Source organism: Chryseobacterium carnipullorum (assembly GCF_900142785.1).
GTDB classification, from domain to species: Bacteria; Bacteroidota; Bacteroidia; order Flavobacteriales; family Weeksellaceae; genus Chryseobacterium; species Chryseobacterium carnipullorum.
In genome coordinates, this window is sequence record NZ_FRCD01000029.1 from 1 (window position 1) to 17,627 (window position 17,627).

A 17,627-nucleotide genomic window follows, 5' to 3' on the forward strand; every position below is an offset into this window, starting at 1 on the left:
CTCAAAACTATAGGGAAACAACTCCAACTGATTCTGATTATAATACTTGAAATTCATAAACAAATATCTGATTATCAAATATAAAAATATAAAAATATAAAATAATAACCAAAAAAACCGCCTCAGTTGTGAGACGGCCTCCTTTCTATGAGAAAAAATTAGCAATTAATTCACTTCTGTAATAAAATCTTCTTTGGCTTTTCTCACTTTGGTAAGATTCACCAACCAGTCTGATTCGGTATTTCTGTACCCGATAGGCAAAAGCAATACACTTTTCAATCTTTTTTCTTTTAAGTTTAAAACTTCATCTACGGCATCAGGTGAAAAGCCTTCCATTGGGGTAGAATCTACTTCTTCAAAAGCAGCAGCAATAATGGCTGCACCAAATGAAATGTAAGCCTGTTTTGCAGCATGGGTAAAGTTTTCTTCAGCAGATCTCTGAGGATAGGTTCCTAAAAGCATTTGTCTGTAGTTTTCCCAACCTTCGTTTTTAAAGCCTCTGATTTCGTTCGTAAGATCAAACATGCTGTTGATTCTTTCTTCGGTATAATTATCCCAGGCAGCAAACACCAAAAGATGCGAACAATCCGTTATTTGAGGCTGATTCCATGCGTGAGGCTTGATTTGCTCTTTTACCTCCTGATTGGTGATCACAATGATCTCAAAAGGCTGAAGTCCGCTGGATGTAGGGGCCAATCTTGCCGCTTCCAATATTTTATCCACTTTTTCCTGTGGTACTTTCTGACCGTTCATTGCTTTGGTGGCAAATCTCCAGTTCAATTTTTCTATTAATTCCATGAAGTTAAATTTAGACCAAACAAAATTACTTCAAGAACAAAGACGTACGTGCACAAAAATTGCTATCTGCGCTATTGGCAGAATCTATTATTTATAATCATTTTAAATAACCATTCAATGCATAACAAAAAAGCCTCTGAAATTCAGAAGCCTTTGATTTTCTATGATGATGCTTTAAGACAGCATTCGTTGTGCTTTTTTAACGCCCTCCACCAGGCTATCAATTTCTTCAAATGTATTGTAAACTGCAAAACTCGCTCTTACAGTTCCTGCTATATTAAAGAAATCCATGATTGGCTGTGTACAGTGATGTCCTGTTCTTACGGCAATACCCATTTTATCCAGGATCATCCCTACATCGGAAGAAATACCTACTCCTTCCAAATTAAAGGACACTACGCCAGTTCTTTTAGCTTTTTCGCCGTAGATCTTTATATTTTCCAGTTCCAAAAGCTGTCTTTGAGCATAGTCCAGTAAGGCATTTTCATGATTCTGAATATTCTGTCTTCCAGTACTTTCAATAAAATCAACGGCGGCACCCAAGGCAATATTCCCTCCTACATTAGGCGTTCCTGCTTCATATTTAAAGGGAAGCCCTGCATAAGTAGTTCCGTCAAAAGAACAGGTGGCAATCATTTCTCCTCCACCATGGAATGGCGGAAGTTCTTCCAGAATCTCTTGTTTTCCGTAAAGGATACCGGTTCCCATCGGAGCATACATCTTATGCCCTGAAAAAACAAAGAAATCACAGTCCATCTGCTGTACATCGATCTCAAAGTGAGGAGCAGACTGCGCCCCATCAATGACGATATAAGCATTTGAATTTTTTCTTGTTTTAGCGATAATTTCTTCTATAGGATTCACAATTCCCAAAGCGTTGGAAACCTGATTTACAGATACTATTTTGGTTTTTTCACTTAAAAAATCATCAAGATAATCCAGTTGAAGAATACCATTTTCATCAATCGGAATCACTCTCAGTTTTGCTCCTGTTCTTTCGCAAAGCAATTGCCATGGAACGATATTGGAGTGGTGCTCCAGATAAGAGATGATGATCTCGTCGTCTTTTTTAAGCTTCTGTGTTAAAATATAAGCGATGAGGTTCAGCCCTTCTGTTGTTCCTTTGGTAAAAATAACTTCAAAATCATGCTTCGCATTAATAAATTTCTGAATCTTTCTTCTGGAAAGTTCCATTTCCTCTGTTGCCAGCTGACTTAATGTGTGAATTCCTCTGTGAACATTGGCATTAAGCTCTGTATAATAATCATTCCAGACCTTTAAAACAGAATCCGGTTTCTGAGATGTTGCTGCATTATCTAAGTAAACCAAAGGCTTACCGTTCACTTCGCGGTTTAATATCGTAAACTGACTTCTTATTTCCTGAATGTCAAACATTTATTAAAATTTTAAATTAGATTGCTCTTATTTAGAACACTTCAAATTTACGTCTTTTTTTCCGAAAGGACATATCAGGTTGCCGGGTGATACTTATCAGCTGATAGAAAGAATCGATAGATATGATGGAAAAGGTTTCAGGACGGTATTGATAATAAAAAACCTGCCAATACATTGACAGGTTTTATATTGTTTGTTGAATAAGCAAATATTATTCTGCTGCAGTTTCTTCTGCTGGAGCTGCTCCTTCTTCAGTTGCAACTTCTTCGTCCTCATCATCTTCTACTACTGCACCACCTTTCATTGCATTTCTAGACATCTTAACAGCTACTACTACTGCATTGTCAGGGTGAACGAAAGAGAATCCTTCAGTTTTGATTCCTCCTACATAAAGTTTGTTACCAATTTTCAATGAAGTAACGTCTACAACGATCTCGTCTGGCAAGTTCGCAGGAATTGCTTTCACTTTTAATTTTCTGAAAGACTGACGTAAAACACCACCAGCCACAACACCTTTAGAACGTCCGGTAAGTCTTACAGGAACTTCCATCACTACTGGCTTATCGTCAGATAATTGGTAGAAGTCTACGTGTAAAATTTTGTCCGTAATTGGGTGGAACTGAATATCCTGAAGAACGGCTGGAATTGTTTCTCCGTTTAGTTCAATAGATACCGTGTGTGCTTCAGGAGTGTATACTAAACCTTTAAAAGCTTTCTCTTCAGCAGAGAAGTTTAAAGGAGCTTCACCTCCATAAACAACACAAGGAACTAATTCAGCATCACGTAAAGCTTTTGTAGACTTTTTGCCCACGCTTTCTCTTTTTGTACCTTGAATTGTAATAGATTTCATTTATAAAAAATTTAAAAAATTGTTCAATTTAAATTTGCAAAACACTAAAAATCAATTAAATAATAAACTTACTGCTAATTGATTGGTGCTCATGAACCATGGTCATAACGTCCGCAAATAATGGGGCGCAAGATAGCACTTTTATTTTAGTTGACAAATTATTTTTAACAGGAATTGAGTCAGTTACAATAACTTCCAGCAATTTTGAGTTCTCAATATTGTCGTAAGCTTTTCCGGAAAGCACTCCGTGAGTTGCCATCGCTCTTACTGATTTTGCTCCTTTTTCCATCAAAATATCCGCAGCCTTACAAAGTGTGCCCGCAGTATCAATCATGTCATCAATAAGGATCACATTTTTACCTTCTACATCCCCGATAAGGAACATCTCTTCTACAACATTTGCCTTTTTTCTCTCTTTATAAGCAATTACTACTTCAGCACCTAGATGGCCTGCATAGTTCTTCGCTCTTTTTGCACCTCCCATATCCGGTGAAGCAATCGTAAGATTATCCAGATTTAAATCTCTGATATAATCCACAAAAATACTTGAAGCATAAAGATGATCTACCGGAATTTCGAAGAATCCCTGAATCTGATCTGCATGAAGATCCATGGTCATTATTCTTGTCGCTCCAGCTGCTGTTAATAAATTAGCAACCAGTTTTGCCCCTATCGGCGCTCTAGGCTTGTCTTTTCTGTCCTGTCTTGCAAGTCCGAAATAAGGAATCACGACAGTAATACTTTTTGCGGAAGCTCTTTTCGCTGCATCAATCATCAATAGAAGTTCTAAAAGATTGTCTGCTGGCGGGAAGGTAGATCCGATTAAGAAAACTCTCCCTCCTCTCACAGATTCATCCAGAACAGGCTCAAATTCCCCGTCGCTGAACTCCTGAAAGTTGATTTTCCCTAACTCTTTCCCATAATGCTGGGCAATGTTTTCTGCCAAGTCCTTACTGGTTCTTGTACAAAATAGATAACTTAACTGATCGGCCATTTTTACTTTTTAAAGATTTTGCAAATTTAAAAAAAAACCACAAGAATTACTCTTGTGGTTTCTAAGTTTTTATTTTCCTGTATGATTACGGGAATTTTATTCCTGAATATTTATTAGGATCTACCTCTGGCAGGTTGGATTTGTACGTTGCGTTGATCGATTTAATAAATTCATTTGCAATAACGGCATATCCCCTTCCTGTAAGATGTACTCCATCTAAAGAGAATGCACCACCTGTAACAAATTTAGCGGTATATTTTACACCATCAAAAGAAATCCCTGATTGAGAGCCAAGTTCTGACATTTTCTTGTTAGCATCTACAAAAGCATATCCCTTTGCAGTTGCTGCCGCTTTAATAGCAACGTTGTAGGCATCAATCGTGGTATTAATTTCTGCAACCTCCGTACCTGTCAGTATATAATTATCAGCAAACGGATAAGCAATTCCTCTTGCTCCAAGTGAAGCTGGAACTCCCGGTGGAAGTGTCTGAAGTGTACCTATTGCCGCCTTGGTAGTCAATGGTACCAGATCTCCAGCTTTTGCCTGTCTAGCCTGTCCATATGTAGCACCAAGATAACCTGCCAAAGCCACTAGTGTAGGGTTTCCTGAAGCAGTAGCTGCTGCAGTAATCTGCACACCCAGAGGTGTTAGGCTTTCATCCTTGATAAGCAAAGGGTTTGCTGCTGTTTTTGAAAGCGGCTTAATTCTGTCACCCGCACCTAAAGCAGTCAAAATTTGATTTAAAGGACCATAAATCTGCGCATTCAATGCATCAATAGTTGCATTTCCGGCAGTTACATTTCCATTTCCAAGTACAGCTGCTGTTAAAGGATTAACAGGTATAGTTGTTAATGCCGGTATAGAAGTCACACTAGGAATATTAGCAATAACACCTTTAGCGTTTGTAGATGCAATTTCATTAACCAACGCATTATAGTATTGAGTAAACTGAACTGCAGGTGTTAATGTTTCAGCTGTTGCGTCTGCCCCTGCTAAAGCATACAGTAGAGCGTCATTATTTCCTATCCAAAGAGAGAAGAACGTCGGACTTTGTTTTTTAAAATCTTTTATAACGGACGTAGTTGGCTCAGAAGCAAATCTTACGAAATAAGGATTTGCAGTTTTTGCAGCTACACCCTGTACATTTCCATAGTTATCGGCTAATAAATGGGCTACTTTTGCACCTGGAACCCCCATATTATTAAAAGGACCTGTTAACACCGTATTCGTTAAAGTCGTCGCAACATTACCGTTTGCATATTTTAAATCTGGTGAACCATCTATAAAAGAACTGATATAAAGTTTAGTATTTGCGATCTGCAATGTACCCAGCGGAGTTGCCAAAAGAAGGCCTCCATTATTATCAGGCATTAAAGGTTGTTTAAAATCCCCACCTCCTACTAATTTCATCTGTTGAGCAATCATGGAAGGATACGATTCATTCTGTCCGTCAGCATAAAGAGCACCGTCTCTATAACCTGAGGTTAGGGAATTTCCCAAGGCAACATATTTGGTAAAATCTGCATCTCCCTTTGTCACCTGAATATCTTTTACATCAGTATCGAAGTCATTTTCGCAACTTGTTGTAAAAAGAAGTGCAGAAACGGCAAGTGTTGATATTATAATTTTTTTCATAGTCTTTCAATTAAAATGGGTTGTATGATAAACCTAAACCAAAGTAAAATGCTTCAGCTTTTGCCTGTCCGTTAAAGCCAAGAGCGGTATTTCTTACATCTCTGGCCTGAGGAAGGGCATATCCTCCTGCTACGTCAACTCCAAACTGTTTCAGTTTAAAGCCTACCCCTCCGGTAATCACATATGTGTTAAATGAAGGCGTTTCTGCTATAAAGTGGTCGTCAGAATAAGGGGACTCATCATAATACGCTCCCAGACGTCCGAAAATCATATCTGTGAATGCATACTGCGTCCCTAATCTGAAAGTTTTTGAGTTTTTGAAGTTTTTAGGAGCAACCAATATGGTAGGATCTGCCTGATTTCCAACAGGAGCATTAGCAAAATCCAAAGTCAGTTTGCTATATCTTTCCCATCCGTGATAGTTGAAGTCAGCAGAAATCAACCATTTCGGGGTCACTTTGTAGGTTAAACCAATCGTATATTCTTCAACCAATGGAAGTGTTGCTGTAAATTTATCCTGTCCTGTACTTGGATCAAGTCCTAACAGAGGGTAAATAGAGGCAGACGGGAACTGGAAAGTAGCCGTTCCTTTCTTAGCCTTCATATCTACAGGGGAACGGTAAGCAATACTCACGTCCAATTTCGGATCAGGTCTGAAATAGAAACCAAATCCATAACCGCTACCGCTTGCTTTCTCGTCTTTAATATTAAGTTCACCACCAAACTGTGTCACAGCTTTATCCCAGTTTACTTTGCCTTTTGCGTAAATATAGCTTGCCCCGAATGATACCCAAGGTGCTAATTTCACAGAAACCATCGGCTGGAAATAGAAGCTTTTAAGCTCCAGTTTCTGCACCATCTCTTTTCCCTCCCAGTCACTAGGCCACTGGATTGTACTTCCGAAAGGTGTTGTAAAACTGAAACCAACAGACAGGTTCTCTATTGGTCTGTAAGCAACCGCAGCATACAACGGAGTACCGATAGGGTTATCTGTTTCTGTACTCTGTAAAGTATTTAAGTTTTGAAAAGTAACTTTATTACTTGCACCAAACCCTCCTGCTACTATGCTCAGTTTAGAAGGAATGAATGACATACCCGCTGGGTTAAAGAATGCCACACTTGCATCTTCGGCATGAGCACTAGTATGCGCCATTGCCAATTGTTTCACTCCCTGCAGAGATACCCTGAAGCCTCCCGCATAAGATAGAACACCCGCCAATAAAGCAGTTGATACTAATATTTTTTTCATAGACTGTTATTATATAACCCAAATATAAAATTAATTTGAATACACCTGTTAATATTTCTTAATATTTTAAACAATATACGAAAAGAAAATTATGTTTAAAATAACACTTTAGAAATATATCAACCTAAACCCATCTACATTAGCAACTTATCAACTTTTATCGCATCATATATTTTTCACGTTTAATGTTAAACAATGGCTATATTGAATATTTAAGTATTTTAGAATTGCATAAAGATAAATTTACATAAATTTGCAAGATTATAAAAAATAGTTATATATGAGTTGTGGATGCAAAACATCCGGCGATTCTGCCCATTCTTGCGGACCAAAAAAAACCGCAAATGGCTGTGAAAGTGTAGATACCTGTGGTAATAGTTATAAATTAAGTGTTTTTGACTGGCTTTCTAACGTAAACAACCCCTCATCGAATAGGTGTGATCTTGTGGAAGTTAGATTTAAAAATGACAGAAAATCGTTTTATAAAAATGTAAATAATATTCCTTTACATATAGGTAGCGTAGTAACAGTAGAATCAAGCCCGGGACACGATGTAGGCGTTGTAAGCCTCACCGGAGAATTAGTAAAGATTCAGATAAAAAAGAAAAAATTTCCTGAAGAATCAATACTTAAAATATACAGACAAGCTAATCAGAAAGACCTTGAAGTCTGGCAGGAAGCGAGAAAAAAAGAAGATGGCGTAAAGCTTGAAGCGAGAAAAATAGCTCACAGAATAGGGCTTGAAATGAAGGTCACTGACGTAGAATATCAGGGAGACTCTTCAAAGATCACCTTTTACTATACCGCTGACAACCGTGTGGATTTCAGACAATTGATCAAAGAATATGCCGGTGCTTTCCGGACGAAGATCGACATGAAACAGATCGGTTTCAGACAGGAAGCAGCAAAAGTTGGAGGTATAGGATCATGTGGAAGAGAACTCTGTTGCTCGACATGGCTTACGGATTTCAGATCTGTCAATACAAATGTAGCCAGATATCAGCAGCTAAGCATCAACCCGCAAAAACTGGCAGGACAATGTGGTAAACTGAAATGTTGCCTTAATTATGAACTGGACAGCTACCTGGATGCCCTGAGCCACTTCCCTTCTTCATCAACAACATTGGACACGGAAAAAGGAAGAGCATTCTGTATTAAGATCGACGTTTTCAAAAAGAAAATGTGGTTTGCCTATGTTGACAGTTCGATGGCATGGTATGATTTTGATATTGACCTTGTTAAGAAATTAATCGCCAAGAATAAAAGAGGTGAGAAAATTCTTCCTCTGGAAGATCTGAAGCAACCTGATATCCCTGTACAAACCATCGACCTGATCCAGGAAAACAATATGGACAGGTTTGAAAAGAAAAACAGAGGAAACAACAACAGGAACAGAAACCAAAACAGACCGAATAACGCTGGACAAGCGCAGGGACAGCAAGGACAAGGACCAAAGAAAAACAGATCCGAAAGGCCTGAAAGATCCGAAAAACCAGAAAATCCTAACGCCAATTCCGGGAATCAGCCAAGACCGCAACAGAAAGCACAGCCGAAACCGCAGCCAAAAGCACAAACGGAAAAAACTGATACATCTTCTAACCCGGAAACAAAGCAACCGAACCCGAACAAGAAAAATTTTAAAAAGAAATATCCTCCAAAAAAAGATAAAAATGCGTAAAATTTTAGGATTATTACCTCTCATTCTTTTCTTTAGCTGTCATTCTTCTTCAGGAGAAAACGTCATCATGAACTCTGTTAACAACAAATGGAGTAAGAAAAGCGAGCAAAAATTTAATCTTGAAGTTTCAGATCCGCAGAATCCTAAAAATATTATATTTGTCGTAAGAAATAACAACAATTACCCTTACAGCAATATAAGATTTATTGTAAACTTCACCAATCTCCAGAACAAAAAGAAGGAAACAGACACCTTGAATTACGTTCTGGCAAAACCAAACGGAGAATGGCTTGGTACAGGTTTTGGTGATACGAAGGAAGCATTATTTCAGTATAAATTGAACTATAAATTTCCGGAAAAAGGAAAATATGAAATCAGTCTGATCCAGGCGATGAGAAATGATAACCTTCCGGGAATTGAAGACGTTGGAGTAAAACTAGAAACGGCTAAACCGTAACCATAAATGGAAGACAACAGACAAAACGCAGGAAATAAGGGAAAAACCTTCCCTCTTCCTCCCAAAAAAAAGAAAGATACCTCTTGGAAAAAATGGGTTAAATTTATTTGGATTGGACTCATTGCAGTCGTTTTAGGTATTTCAGGACTTTTCTTTGCTGTTTCTCAGGGATTTCTTGGAGAAATGCCGGATGTAAAGGAACTTGAAAACCCTGACATCTATGTCGCTTCTGAAATCATTTCATCAGATGGGGTTACTTTAGGCAGGTTTGAAAAAGAAAAAACACAGCCTATCGTTTATAAAGACCTTCCTCCCTATCTTATTTATGCGCTTCAGGCTAAAGAAGATGAGCGTTTCAAAGAACACTCAGGGATTGACCTTCAATCCATTGCCAGAGCTGTAGTATATGGAGGCGGACGAGGTGGAGGTTCCACTATTACCCAACAGTTAGCGAAGCTTCTATTCACAGGATCTGCTTCTCAGAATAAAATTGAAAGAGCATTTCAGAAACTGAAAGAATGGGTCGTTGCGGTAAGTCTTGAAAAAAGATATACCAAAGAAGAGATTATCACTCTATATTTCAATAAGTTCGATTTTCTTTTCAATGCAAACGGAGTTGAGATGGCTTCCAAAGTTTACTTTAATAAAAAAACTTCGGAACTTACCCTTCCTGAAGCCGCTACTTTTGTAGCCATGCTGGAAAATCCAAGAAAGAATAACCCATACAGATATCCTGAAAAAGCAAAGGAAAGAAGAAATGTGGTATTGGATCAGATGCAGAAGACCGGATATATTGATCAGGCCACGTATGAAAAAGCGATCAGTACACCTGTATCAGTAGACTTCCACCCTATTAAAAATATTACAGACGGATATTCTGCTTATTATAAATTCTATTTAAGAAAAGAAATAGACAGGTATCTTGAAGGTTACGAGAAGGAAACAGGCAAGAAGCTTAATCTTTACAAAGACGGGCTTAAAATATACGTTACTCTGGATTCTAAAATGCAGAAGTACGCAGAAGAATCTATCAAAGAACACCTTACTGATGTTCAGAAAAGATTTGACGCAGAACAGAGAGGAAGAAAGAACTGGCCGTTCTATTACCTTACAGATAAGCAAATAAAGGATGTAATGATGCAGGCCGTAAGAAGAACCGGACGTTATAAGCTGTTAAAAGCGGATGGCATGCCGGAAGATTCTATCATTATGGAATTTAAAAAACCTACCAAAACATCACGATTCACATGGAACGGAGAAGAGGAAGTGGAAATGTCTCCATGGGATTCTATCAGATGGCATAAGAAAGTTGCACAGGCTGGCTTAATGTCAATGGTTCCGGGAAGTGGAGAGATCAAGGCTTGGGTTGGTGGTATAGACTGGCAGCACTTCCAGTATGACCACATCAAACAAGGTAAAAGACAGGTAGGATCTACATTCAAACCTTTCGTATATGCTACAGCAATTATGAAACTGGGAATGACACCATGTTCTACCGTTTCTAATGCAACCTACGATCACAAAGGATGGCATGTTCCGGGAAGAGGAGGAATGCTTACGTTGAAAGACGGTTTAGCACACTCTCAAAACCCGATTGCAGCCAGACTTATTGAGATGACCGGTGTAGATGCCGTTATACAGACCGCAAGAGACCTTGGAGTAACAGAAGATATTCCTAGAAACAATACCATTGCTTTAGGTTCATCCGACATTACAATTTATGAAATGCTAGGTGCTTACAGTACATTCGCCAACTACGGAAACTACAATAAACCAGAAATGATCTGGAGAATTGAAGATGCCAACGGAAGGGTGATCAAAGAAGTGAATGTAGAACCAAAAGAGGTAATGAACCCAATGTACGCTTACACCATGATTGAATTGATGAAAGGTGTTGCACAGTACGGTACTGCTTCCGGAGAACTTGGAAGAAGAGGAATCTCTAAAGGGGTGGAAATTGCCGCTAAAACAGGTACTACACAGAACAACTCTGACGGTTGGTTTATGGGAATCACTCCAAAACTGGCAACAGGAGCCTGGGTAGGATGGGAAGACAGAGCCACCCACTTCTTGGGAACAGGTGAAGGTCAGGGTGCAAAAATGGCATTACCCATCTGGGCGATCTTCATGAAGAAAGTATGGGCAGATAAATCTCTGGGAATTACCCCTGATGATAAATTCACCAGACCCTCTGACTGGAAAGACGGATGTTCAAACCTAAAAGGTTTAGGTGAAGGCTACGGAGACGACGGAGGACTTCAGACCATGGATGAGATCAAGAATCCAAGAGCCGCAGACCCGACTCCCAAAAACAATACAGACAAAAAAGAAGAAAATATCAATGACAATCTTCACTCAACCGATGAGGTAGATTTCAATAAATAAATTCTCTTTTAGAAATACATAAGACCTTTCAATAATTTGGAAGGTCTTTTCTTTTATAATTAATACCTTTGATCTATGAATATTGAACAGATTAAACAGCCTTTCACCGATATATTTCCAGGGGACTTTTCAGACAATCCAATGCAGAGAAATACCCCAAAAGTTTTATTTGCAACCGTAAAGCCAGCTGGTTTCAACGCACCGAAACTGATTGCCTTCAACCCGGATCTTGCAGAAGAAATAGGACTTGGACCGTATGAAGAAAAAGATCTCGATTTTCTGGTAGGTAATCATCTTCCTGAAAATGTAAAGACCTACGCCACTGCTTATGCTGGTCATCAGTTTGGAAACTGGGCGGGACAGCTTGGAGACGGAAGGGCAATACTTGCAGGAGAAATCATTAATAAAGACGGAAAAAAGACAGAAATTCAATGGAAAGGCTCCGGTGCCACGCCCTACTCAAGACACGCAGACGGAAGAGCCGTATTGAGATCTTCAGTACGCGAGTATCTGATGAGTGAAGCGATGTACCATCTTGGAGTTCCTACAACAAGAGCCTTAAGCCTCGCCTTCACTGGTGAAGATGTTGTGAGAGATATGATGTATAACGGAAATCCACAGCTTGAAAAAGGTGCTGTGGTCATCAGAACTGCAGAAAGCTTTTTGCGTTTTGGACATTTTGAACTGATCTCTGCACAGCAAGAATATAAAACCCTGCAGGATCTGGCTGACTTCACTATTAAAAATTACTATCCGGAGATAACTGCAGAAGGTATTGATAAATATAAACAGTTCTTTGAAAACATATGCACCAGAACCGCCAATCTGATGACGGAATGGTTCAGGGTAGGATTTGTCCATGGGGTCATGAATACCGATAATATGTCTGTTTTGGGATTAACGATAGATTATGGTCCTTATTCAATGATGGACGAATATGATTTGAATTTCACCCCCAACACAACCGACCTTCCGGGTAGGCGATATGCTTTTGGAAAACAGGGACAAATTTCACAGTGGAATCTTTGGCAGCTCGCAAATGCCTTTCATCCTTTGATTAAAGATGAAAAATTTCTCGAAGATACTTTAAACCAGTATGGAACTTATTTTTGGGAAGCTCATGATAAAATGCTTTGCAGAAAATTTGGATTCGACGAACTACGGGAAAGCGATGAAGAATTCTTTACCAACTGGCAGGGGCTAATGCAGGAACTTCAGCTGGATTATACGCTGTTTTTTAATCAGCTGGAAAAATTAAATCCTGAAAGTGACATTAAGTCTCTTTTTGAAAATGTACCCTATGTCATTTTAACTGATCAAAGAGTGAAAAAACTGGAAGACTTCGCCAAAAAATATCAGGATAGAATTTCTTCGAATACGATTTCAGAAGAAAAATCTCTATCGCTGATGCAACACTCAAATCCAAAATTTACTTTAAGAAATTATCTTTTATATGAATGTATAGAAGAGATCAATTCCGGAAAAACAGAAATGCTCAAAAAACTGACACGGGCTCTGGAAAACCCTTACGAAGAATTATATCCTGAATTTTCTGCAAAGCGCCCTTCAGCCTATGATGACACGACCGGATGTTCTACACTTTCATGCAGCTCTTGATAAGTAAATAATAACATTAGAGCAATTTACATGCTTTTTTTACATCATAATGATATTTTTCACTATTTTTAGAAAAAATATTATTATGAAAAAAGCTCTCTTTTCTCTAAGCTTATTGCTGGGAATTACAGCATCAAATGCACAGACAGTATTATTGGATGAAGGCTTTGAGTCTTATACCAATTTTGCCATTACAGGCTTTGGAAACTGGCTTACTTTGGATTTAGACGGCCTCAATACTTATACAGGAGGAGGTCCTGTAATTGGAGGAACAACCTCTCCTTCCTGGACTGCGAACTGGACCAACAGAGGATTACCTATGGCTTTTCAGATCTTTAATCTTAGCGCGAGCAATGCAACCAATAATGCAACTTCTACCGCTGCAGATGAAGAAATAAGAAATTTCAGTCCGCATGCAGGACAAAAATGTGCGGTATCCTGGGCAGGAGTACCATCTACTACCGGAGGAGCAACGGCTAACAATGATTGGCTAATCACTCCTGCTCTAACTTTAGGTACAAGTGCCAATATTTTGACTTTCTGGGTAAAAGCTTTATCACCAGTTTTCACCGAAAGTTATAAAGTAGGAGTATATACAGGAAGTGGCAATCCAACTTCAGCCGCTAATTTCACGATTGTTTCATCACCAGCAACATCAACAGCTCCTTTTGCTGCATGGCAACAAGTCACCATCAATTTAAATGCTTATGCTGGACAGACTATAAGAATAGGATTCCAGTATATGTCTTCTGACCAATACATGTTTATGCTTGATGATGTAAAAGTCACGGCTACCGGCGTACTTGCTACCAATGAAGCATCTTCAAAGGCAAAAACAACAAGCCTATATCCTAATCCTACAAGTGGAGAAATCAATATCAAAACTGATAAAAAAGTAAAAACGATTTCTGTTATGGATATGGCAGGGAAAAATGTAACAAAAACAGAGTCTGAAAGAGCAGACATTTCCTCTTTACCTAAAGGAACTTATATTGTTAAAGCAGAATTTAATGATGGTACATCTACCACAGAAAAAGTAATCAAACAGTAAGAACAATATCACAATCATCAAAGCTCATCGGAAATGATGAGCTTTTTTATTTTATTTTTGCAAAAAATTGACCCGTGTCTTTCATTAAAACAAAACTCATCAACCTTCTGAAGCAGGTATTTCCTTCCACCTACAACGAACTGGCTGTATTTCTATTCTTCCTGACCTGCTACGGTGTTCTGGGATCTTATATTGCGCTTCATTACAGAATCATTTTTGACAGTAGAATCCCATGGGATGCCTATTTCAGTTTTGACAACAAAGCTATTGTGATGACCGGCGGAAGCTTTGAGAGACATCCCCTGGCATATTACTTTTTTAATTGGGTCAGAGAATTTTCTTTACTGATTTCAGGTGGAAAAATGAACGAAACCTTTAGGCTTACCCTTGCCTGGCTTAGTAACACAGCCATAAGCCTGTGCATGGTTCAGATTTTCAAATATCTGAAGAATATTATTGGGCTTCCTCTCCAATTCAGTGTATTGATGATCCTGTTTTTCGGTCTTTTTTCTACAAGCATTATTCTTTCTTTTACGCCCGAAAACTTCACCTATACCCTGCTTTTGCTCAGCATTTACAATTATTACGCAGCGGTAAAGCTTAAAAAAGAAGAAAAAATACCGGGATCTGCACTTACACTTGCAGGAATTACGATAGGCGGACTCACTATTACCAACCTCGTGAAGGTTTTTATTCCTGTTTTATTTGAAAAAGATCTCTTCAGAAACTGGAAAAAATTTGGAAATGCAGTGTTTCGCGTACTCCTCACCACAGCATCTTTTGTATTTCTTTATCTTTTAAGAATTGATTTTAAATATGAAAACATTCTCTCAAAAACCAACCAGCAATATGAAAAGTTCTCCAATGTAGAATCTATTCCGGATTGGGATATGATGCTTTCTTACTTTTTCGGAGGTAGTGTTTTGTTTCCAAGTTTCATGACAACAGATAAACATAACATGAAAGGCTTTGACTTCAAAGGTCTCCTGATGGAACCTTATTCCTCACCATTCTGCTACGCTTTTATTACTGTATTATTAGCACTTGTTTTGTGGAGTTATTATAAGAATTTTAAAAATAAACTCGTTCAGATTCTTGCTGTTTCATTTCTTGTGGACATTGTGATTCACTGCATTATGAGGTTTGGACTTCACACTTCATATATTTATGGAGGACACTTCGTGTTTGTTTATCCGCTACTCCTGGGATGGCTTTTTTCGGCCTACAAATCACACCCGAAAATATTATCATTTTTAATGATGACGATGATTGTATTGTTGGTCTTCCTACTGGCTAATAATATGTTCAGAATGGCAGATTTTTTCCGGTTTTTAGAAACCTACTACCAATAAAAAAAGCTGAGAAATTTCTCAGCTTTTTGTTTATATCGTTATGATCCTTATCTAGCTTCAGAACAGAAAATCCTGTACTGTACCGCAACGGCAGACTTAAAGTATTCTCTTATTTTTGAAAGATCTGATGCCGCACTCTGCTTGGTAAAGTAGCTTCCCGCCAAAATTTTATAGTTGGGTCTTAAAGAAGCATCCGTTTCCACCTTAAGGTTCGGGAATCTTTTTCTGAAATAGGATTTCACCTCATTCGCTTCCTCATTGCTTTTTACCGTTGTGATCTGAATTTTAAACCCTAAAATCCTTGGATTCTTCCTGCAGATCTCAGCATTACTCAATTCTCTGCTCGGTACATAGATTTTGGGAGGCTTGGAAGTGGTAACAATTCCGCTATCTGTATTATTTTCTCTTACCGAAGAAGCTGAAGGTCCTCCAGTAGTTCTCGAACATTTATCTTCAATTCCTCCCAAAGCAGCGTTTACTTTGGAGTCCATTGTCATAATTAGCTCTGTTCCTGAAAGCGTATCCTTTTTAACAACCTGTTGGGCTTCAACACTATAAAACCCAAATAAAGAGAGTATTGAAAATATTTTGATTAAATTTCTCATTTAAACTTGTTTCTGCAAATCTATTAAAATTAAAAAATTATACCAAACAACACTATTTAGAATCAATACAAATTAAACGTAAATGATATTTTCCCTTTTCCATATACCGTTAAATTCCTGTTAAAAATATTATTTTTGCGGAATTGATTGGTTCAATATTTTACTAACATAAGATAATTTAAATGATTAGTTGGAGAAAGCATTATAAACAAACGTTGATCGCAATAGGCTTATTGCTATCGACAAGTGCTTCAATTTACGGGCAAGACGGCGATCCTAAAAACGGAGAGAAACTTTTCAAAGCGAATTGTACTGCATGCCACGCGCTGGACAAACAAGTTGTAGGACCACCTCTTAAGGGTGTTGTAGAACGAGTAAAGACAGAGGGTGGTGTAGACAAAGATTGGCTTCACAAGTGGATCAAAGACAACAAAGCTCTGAGAGCTTCTGGGGATAAATACGCCAATGAGATTTTCGAAAAATTTAATAAGACTGAAATGCAGGTCTTTCCAAATCTTACAGATAAGGATATAGACGACATTTTAGCATACACAACTAATCCTCCGGCTCCGGAAGAGAAGAAACCGGCGGCAGGTACGGCTACAGCAACAGACGCTGCTGCAGCTCCAGCAAATAATACTACAACAAGTGTAGTTATTATTTCGCTTCTTGCTATTGCGGCTCTATTGGTTTGGATCTTAATTAAACTGAGACAATTGGTTAAATTAGGTCAATCAGAAGACTTAGCAGGGCTTAACGAAACAAGGGTTAAATCTTTCAGCGAAATTTATGAGAAGTACCACTACGTAGGTAAAGCAGCATTGGGTATCCTTGCCCTTCTGGCCGCTTACGGAGTTTGGAACTGGATCATGTGGATCGGTGTTTACAAGGGTTACAAGCCTGAACAGCCTATCTACTTCTCGCACAAAATCCACGCTGGAGAACAAAAAATTGATTGTCAGTTATGTCACTCAAGTGCCAAGTATGGTAAAGTATCTGAAATCCCATCGATGAACGTTTGTATGAACTGTCACAGAACGATTTCTGAGTACAACGCAGACCACTACATGGAGCCAGGAAAAGATAAAGCATTCTACGACGGTGAAATCCAGAAAATCTATGCCGCTACAGGATGGGATCCTGCAAAACAGGTGTATACTGGAAAAACTCAGCCGGTTGAATGGACCAGAATCCACAACATGCCAGACTTCGTGTACTTCAATCACTCTCAGCACGTAGTAGCAGGTGAACAAGCGATCATTAATTCTTTCAACAAAAAGAATCCAAACAACAAAATAGATGTTGTATGTAAAGCTTGTCACGGAAAAATTGATACAATGAATGTTGTTCAAATGGCTAACGACTTCACCATGGGATGGTGTATCGAGTGTCACAGAACGACTGAGGTTGATATGAACAACGGTTATAATAAAGAATACTTCAAGAATCTACATGACAAGTTGAAAAAACAATATCCTCAGGATGGCGGTAAGATCACTGTAGATGCAATTGGAGGTCTTGAGTGTGGTAAATGTCATTATTAATAACTAAAAAATTAGA

General features: G+C 38.5%; 14 protein-coding genes. 7 read left to right on the forward strand and 7 right to left on the reverse strand.

Annotated features, from left to right (window positions below; all coding sequences use genetic code 11):
• Positions 1-165: 165 nt before the first annotated feature.
• The 6 genes from BUC06_RS22270 to BUC06_RS22295 all read right to left on the reverse strand — a co-directional run bounded on the left by BUC06_RS22270 (position 166) and on the right by BUC06_RS22295 (position 6,922).
• Entirely contained in the window at positions 166-798 is a 633-nt protein-coding gene (locus tag BUC06_RS22270; RefSeq protein ID WP_073336691.1) for an NAD(P)H-dependent oxidoreductase, read from the reverse strand.
• Positions 799-972: 174 nt separating this feature from the next.
• Entirely contained in the window at positions 973-2,193 is a 1,221-nt protein-coding gene (locus BUC06_RS22275) for an aminotransferase class V-fold PLP-dependent enzyme (RefSeq protein ID WP_073336692.1), read from the reverse strand.
• A 211-nt stretch (positions 2,194-2,404) separates the two neighbouring features.
• Positions 2,405-3,043: a 50S ribosomal protein L25/general stress protein Ctc gene (locus BUC06_RS22280; RefSeq protein ID WP_073336693.1), complete on the reverse strand. Its 639-nt coding sequence runs from the start codon at positions 3,041-3,043 to the stop codon at positions 2,405-2,407.
• A gap of 55 nt (positions 3,044-3,098) precedes the next feature.
• Positions 3,099-4,037 carry a ribose-phosphate pyrophosphokinase gene (locus tag BUC06_RS22285; protein WP_073336694.1) on the reverse strand — a complete coding sequence of 313 codons (939 nt, stop codon included), beginning with the start codon at positions 4,035-4,037 and terminating at the stop codon, positions 3,099-3,101.
• Positions 4,038-4,122: 85 nt separating this feature from the next.
• Positions 4,123-5,673 (reverse strand): SGNH/GDSL hydrolase family protein, encoded by a 1,551-nt coding sequence (locus BUC06_RS22290; RefSeq protein WP_073336695.1) that lies wholly within the window; start codon positions 5,671-5,673, stop codon positions 4,123-4,125.
• 10 nt (positions 5,674-5,683) lie between these two features.
• A complete protein-coding gene (locus BUC06_RS22295) occupies positions 5,684-6,922 on the reverse strand; it encodes an OmpP1/FadL family transporter (protein ID WP_073336697.1) in 1,239 nt (412 codons plus the stop codon).
• Between the two features lie 280 nt (positions 6,923-7,202).
• Here BUC06_RS22295 and ricT point away from each other — a divergent pair, with 280 nt between their 5' ends.
• The 6 genes from ricT to BUC06_RS22325 all read left to right on the forward strand — a co-directional run bounded on the left by ricT (position 7,203) and on the right by BUC06_RS22325 (position 15,462).
• Positions 7,203-8,600: a regulatory iron-sulfur-containing complex subunit RicT gene (gene ricT, locus BUC06_RS22300; protein ID WP_073336698.1), complete on the forward strand. Its 1,398-nt coding sequence runs from the start codon at positions 7,203-7,205 to the stop codon at positions 8,598-8,600.
• Entirely contained in the window at positions 8,593-9,057 is a 465-nt protein-coding gene (locus BUC06_RS22305; protein ID WP_073336699.1) for a gliding motility lipoprotein GldH, read from the forward strand. Before ricT ends, BUC06_RS22305 begins: the two co-directional genes overlap by 8 nt.
• A 6-nt stretch (positions 9,058-9,063) precedes the next feature.
• Positions 9,064-11,442: a transglycosylase domain-containing protein gene (locus BUC06_RS22310; protein WP_073336701.1), complete on the forward strand. Its 2,379-nt coding sequence runs from the start codon at positions 9,064-9,066 to the stop codon at positions 11,440-11,442.
• 75 nt (positions 11,443-11,517) lie between these two features.
• Positions 11,518-13,059: a protein adenylyltransferase SelO gene (locus BUC06_RS22315; protein WP_073336703.1), complete on the forward strand. Its 1,542-nt coding sequence runs from the start codon at positions 11,518-11,520 to the stop codon at positions 13,057-13,059.
• A gap of 85 nt (positions 13,060-13,144) precedes the next feature.
• Positions 13,145-14,110, forward strand: coding sequence for a T9SS-dependent choice-of-anchor J family protein (locus BUC06_RS22320; protein WP_073336744.1), 966 nt, complete (start codon positions 13,145-13,147; stop codon positions 14,108-14,110).
• A gap of 74 nt (positions 14,111-14,184) precedes the next feature.
• Positions 14,185-15,462, forward strand: coding sequence for a DUF6080 domain-containing protein (locus tag BUC06_RS22325; RefSeq protein ID WP_228423872.1), 1,278 nt, complete (start codon positions 14,185-14,187; stop codon positions 15,460-15,462).
• 47 nt (positions 15,463-15,509) lie between these two features.
• Here the strand turns inward: BUC06_RS22325 and BUC06_RS22330 are convergent, their stop codons facing one another.
• Positions 15,510-16,067, reverse strand: a complete 558-nt coding sequence (locus BUC06_RS22330; RefSeq protein ID WP_073336705.1) for a sporulation protein — start codon at positions 16,065-16,067, stop codon at positions 15,510-15,512.
• Positions 16,068-16,249: 182 nt separating this feature from the next.
• Between BUC06_RS22330 and BUC06_RS22335 the strand changes: the two genes are divergently transcribed.
• The gene (locus BUC06_RS22335; RefSeq protein ID WP_073336707.1) at positions 16,250-17,611 is read left to right on the forward strand and encodes a c-type cytochrome; all 1,362 of its coding nucleotides are present in this window, start codon (positions 16,250-16,252) and stop codon (positions 17,609-17,611) included.
• The last annotated feature ends 16 nt before the right edge of the window (positions 17,612-17,627 follow it).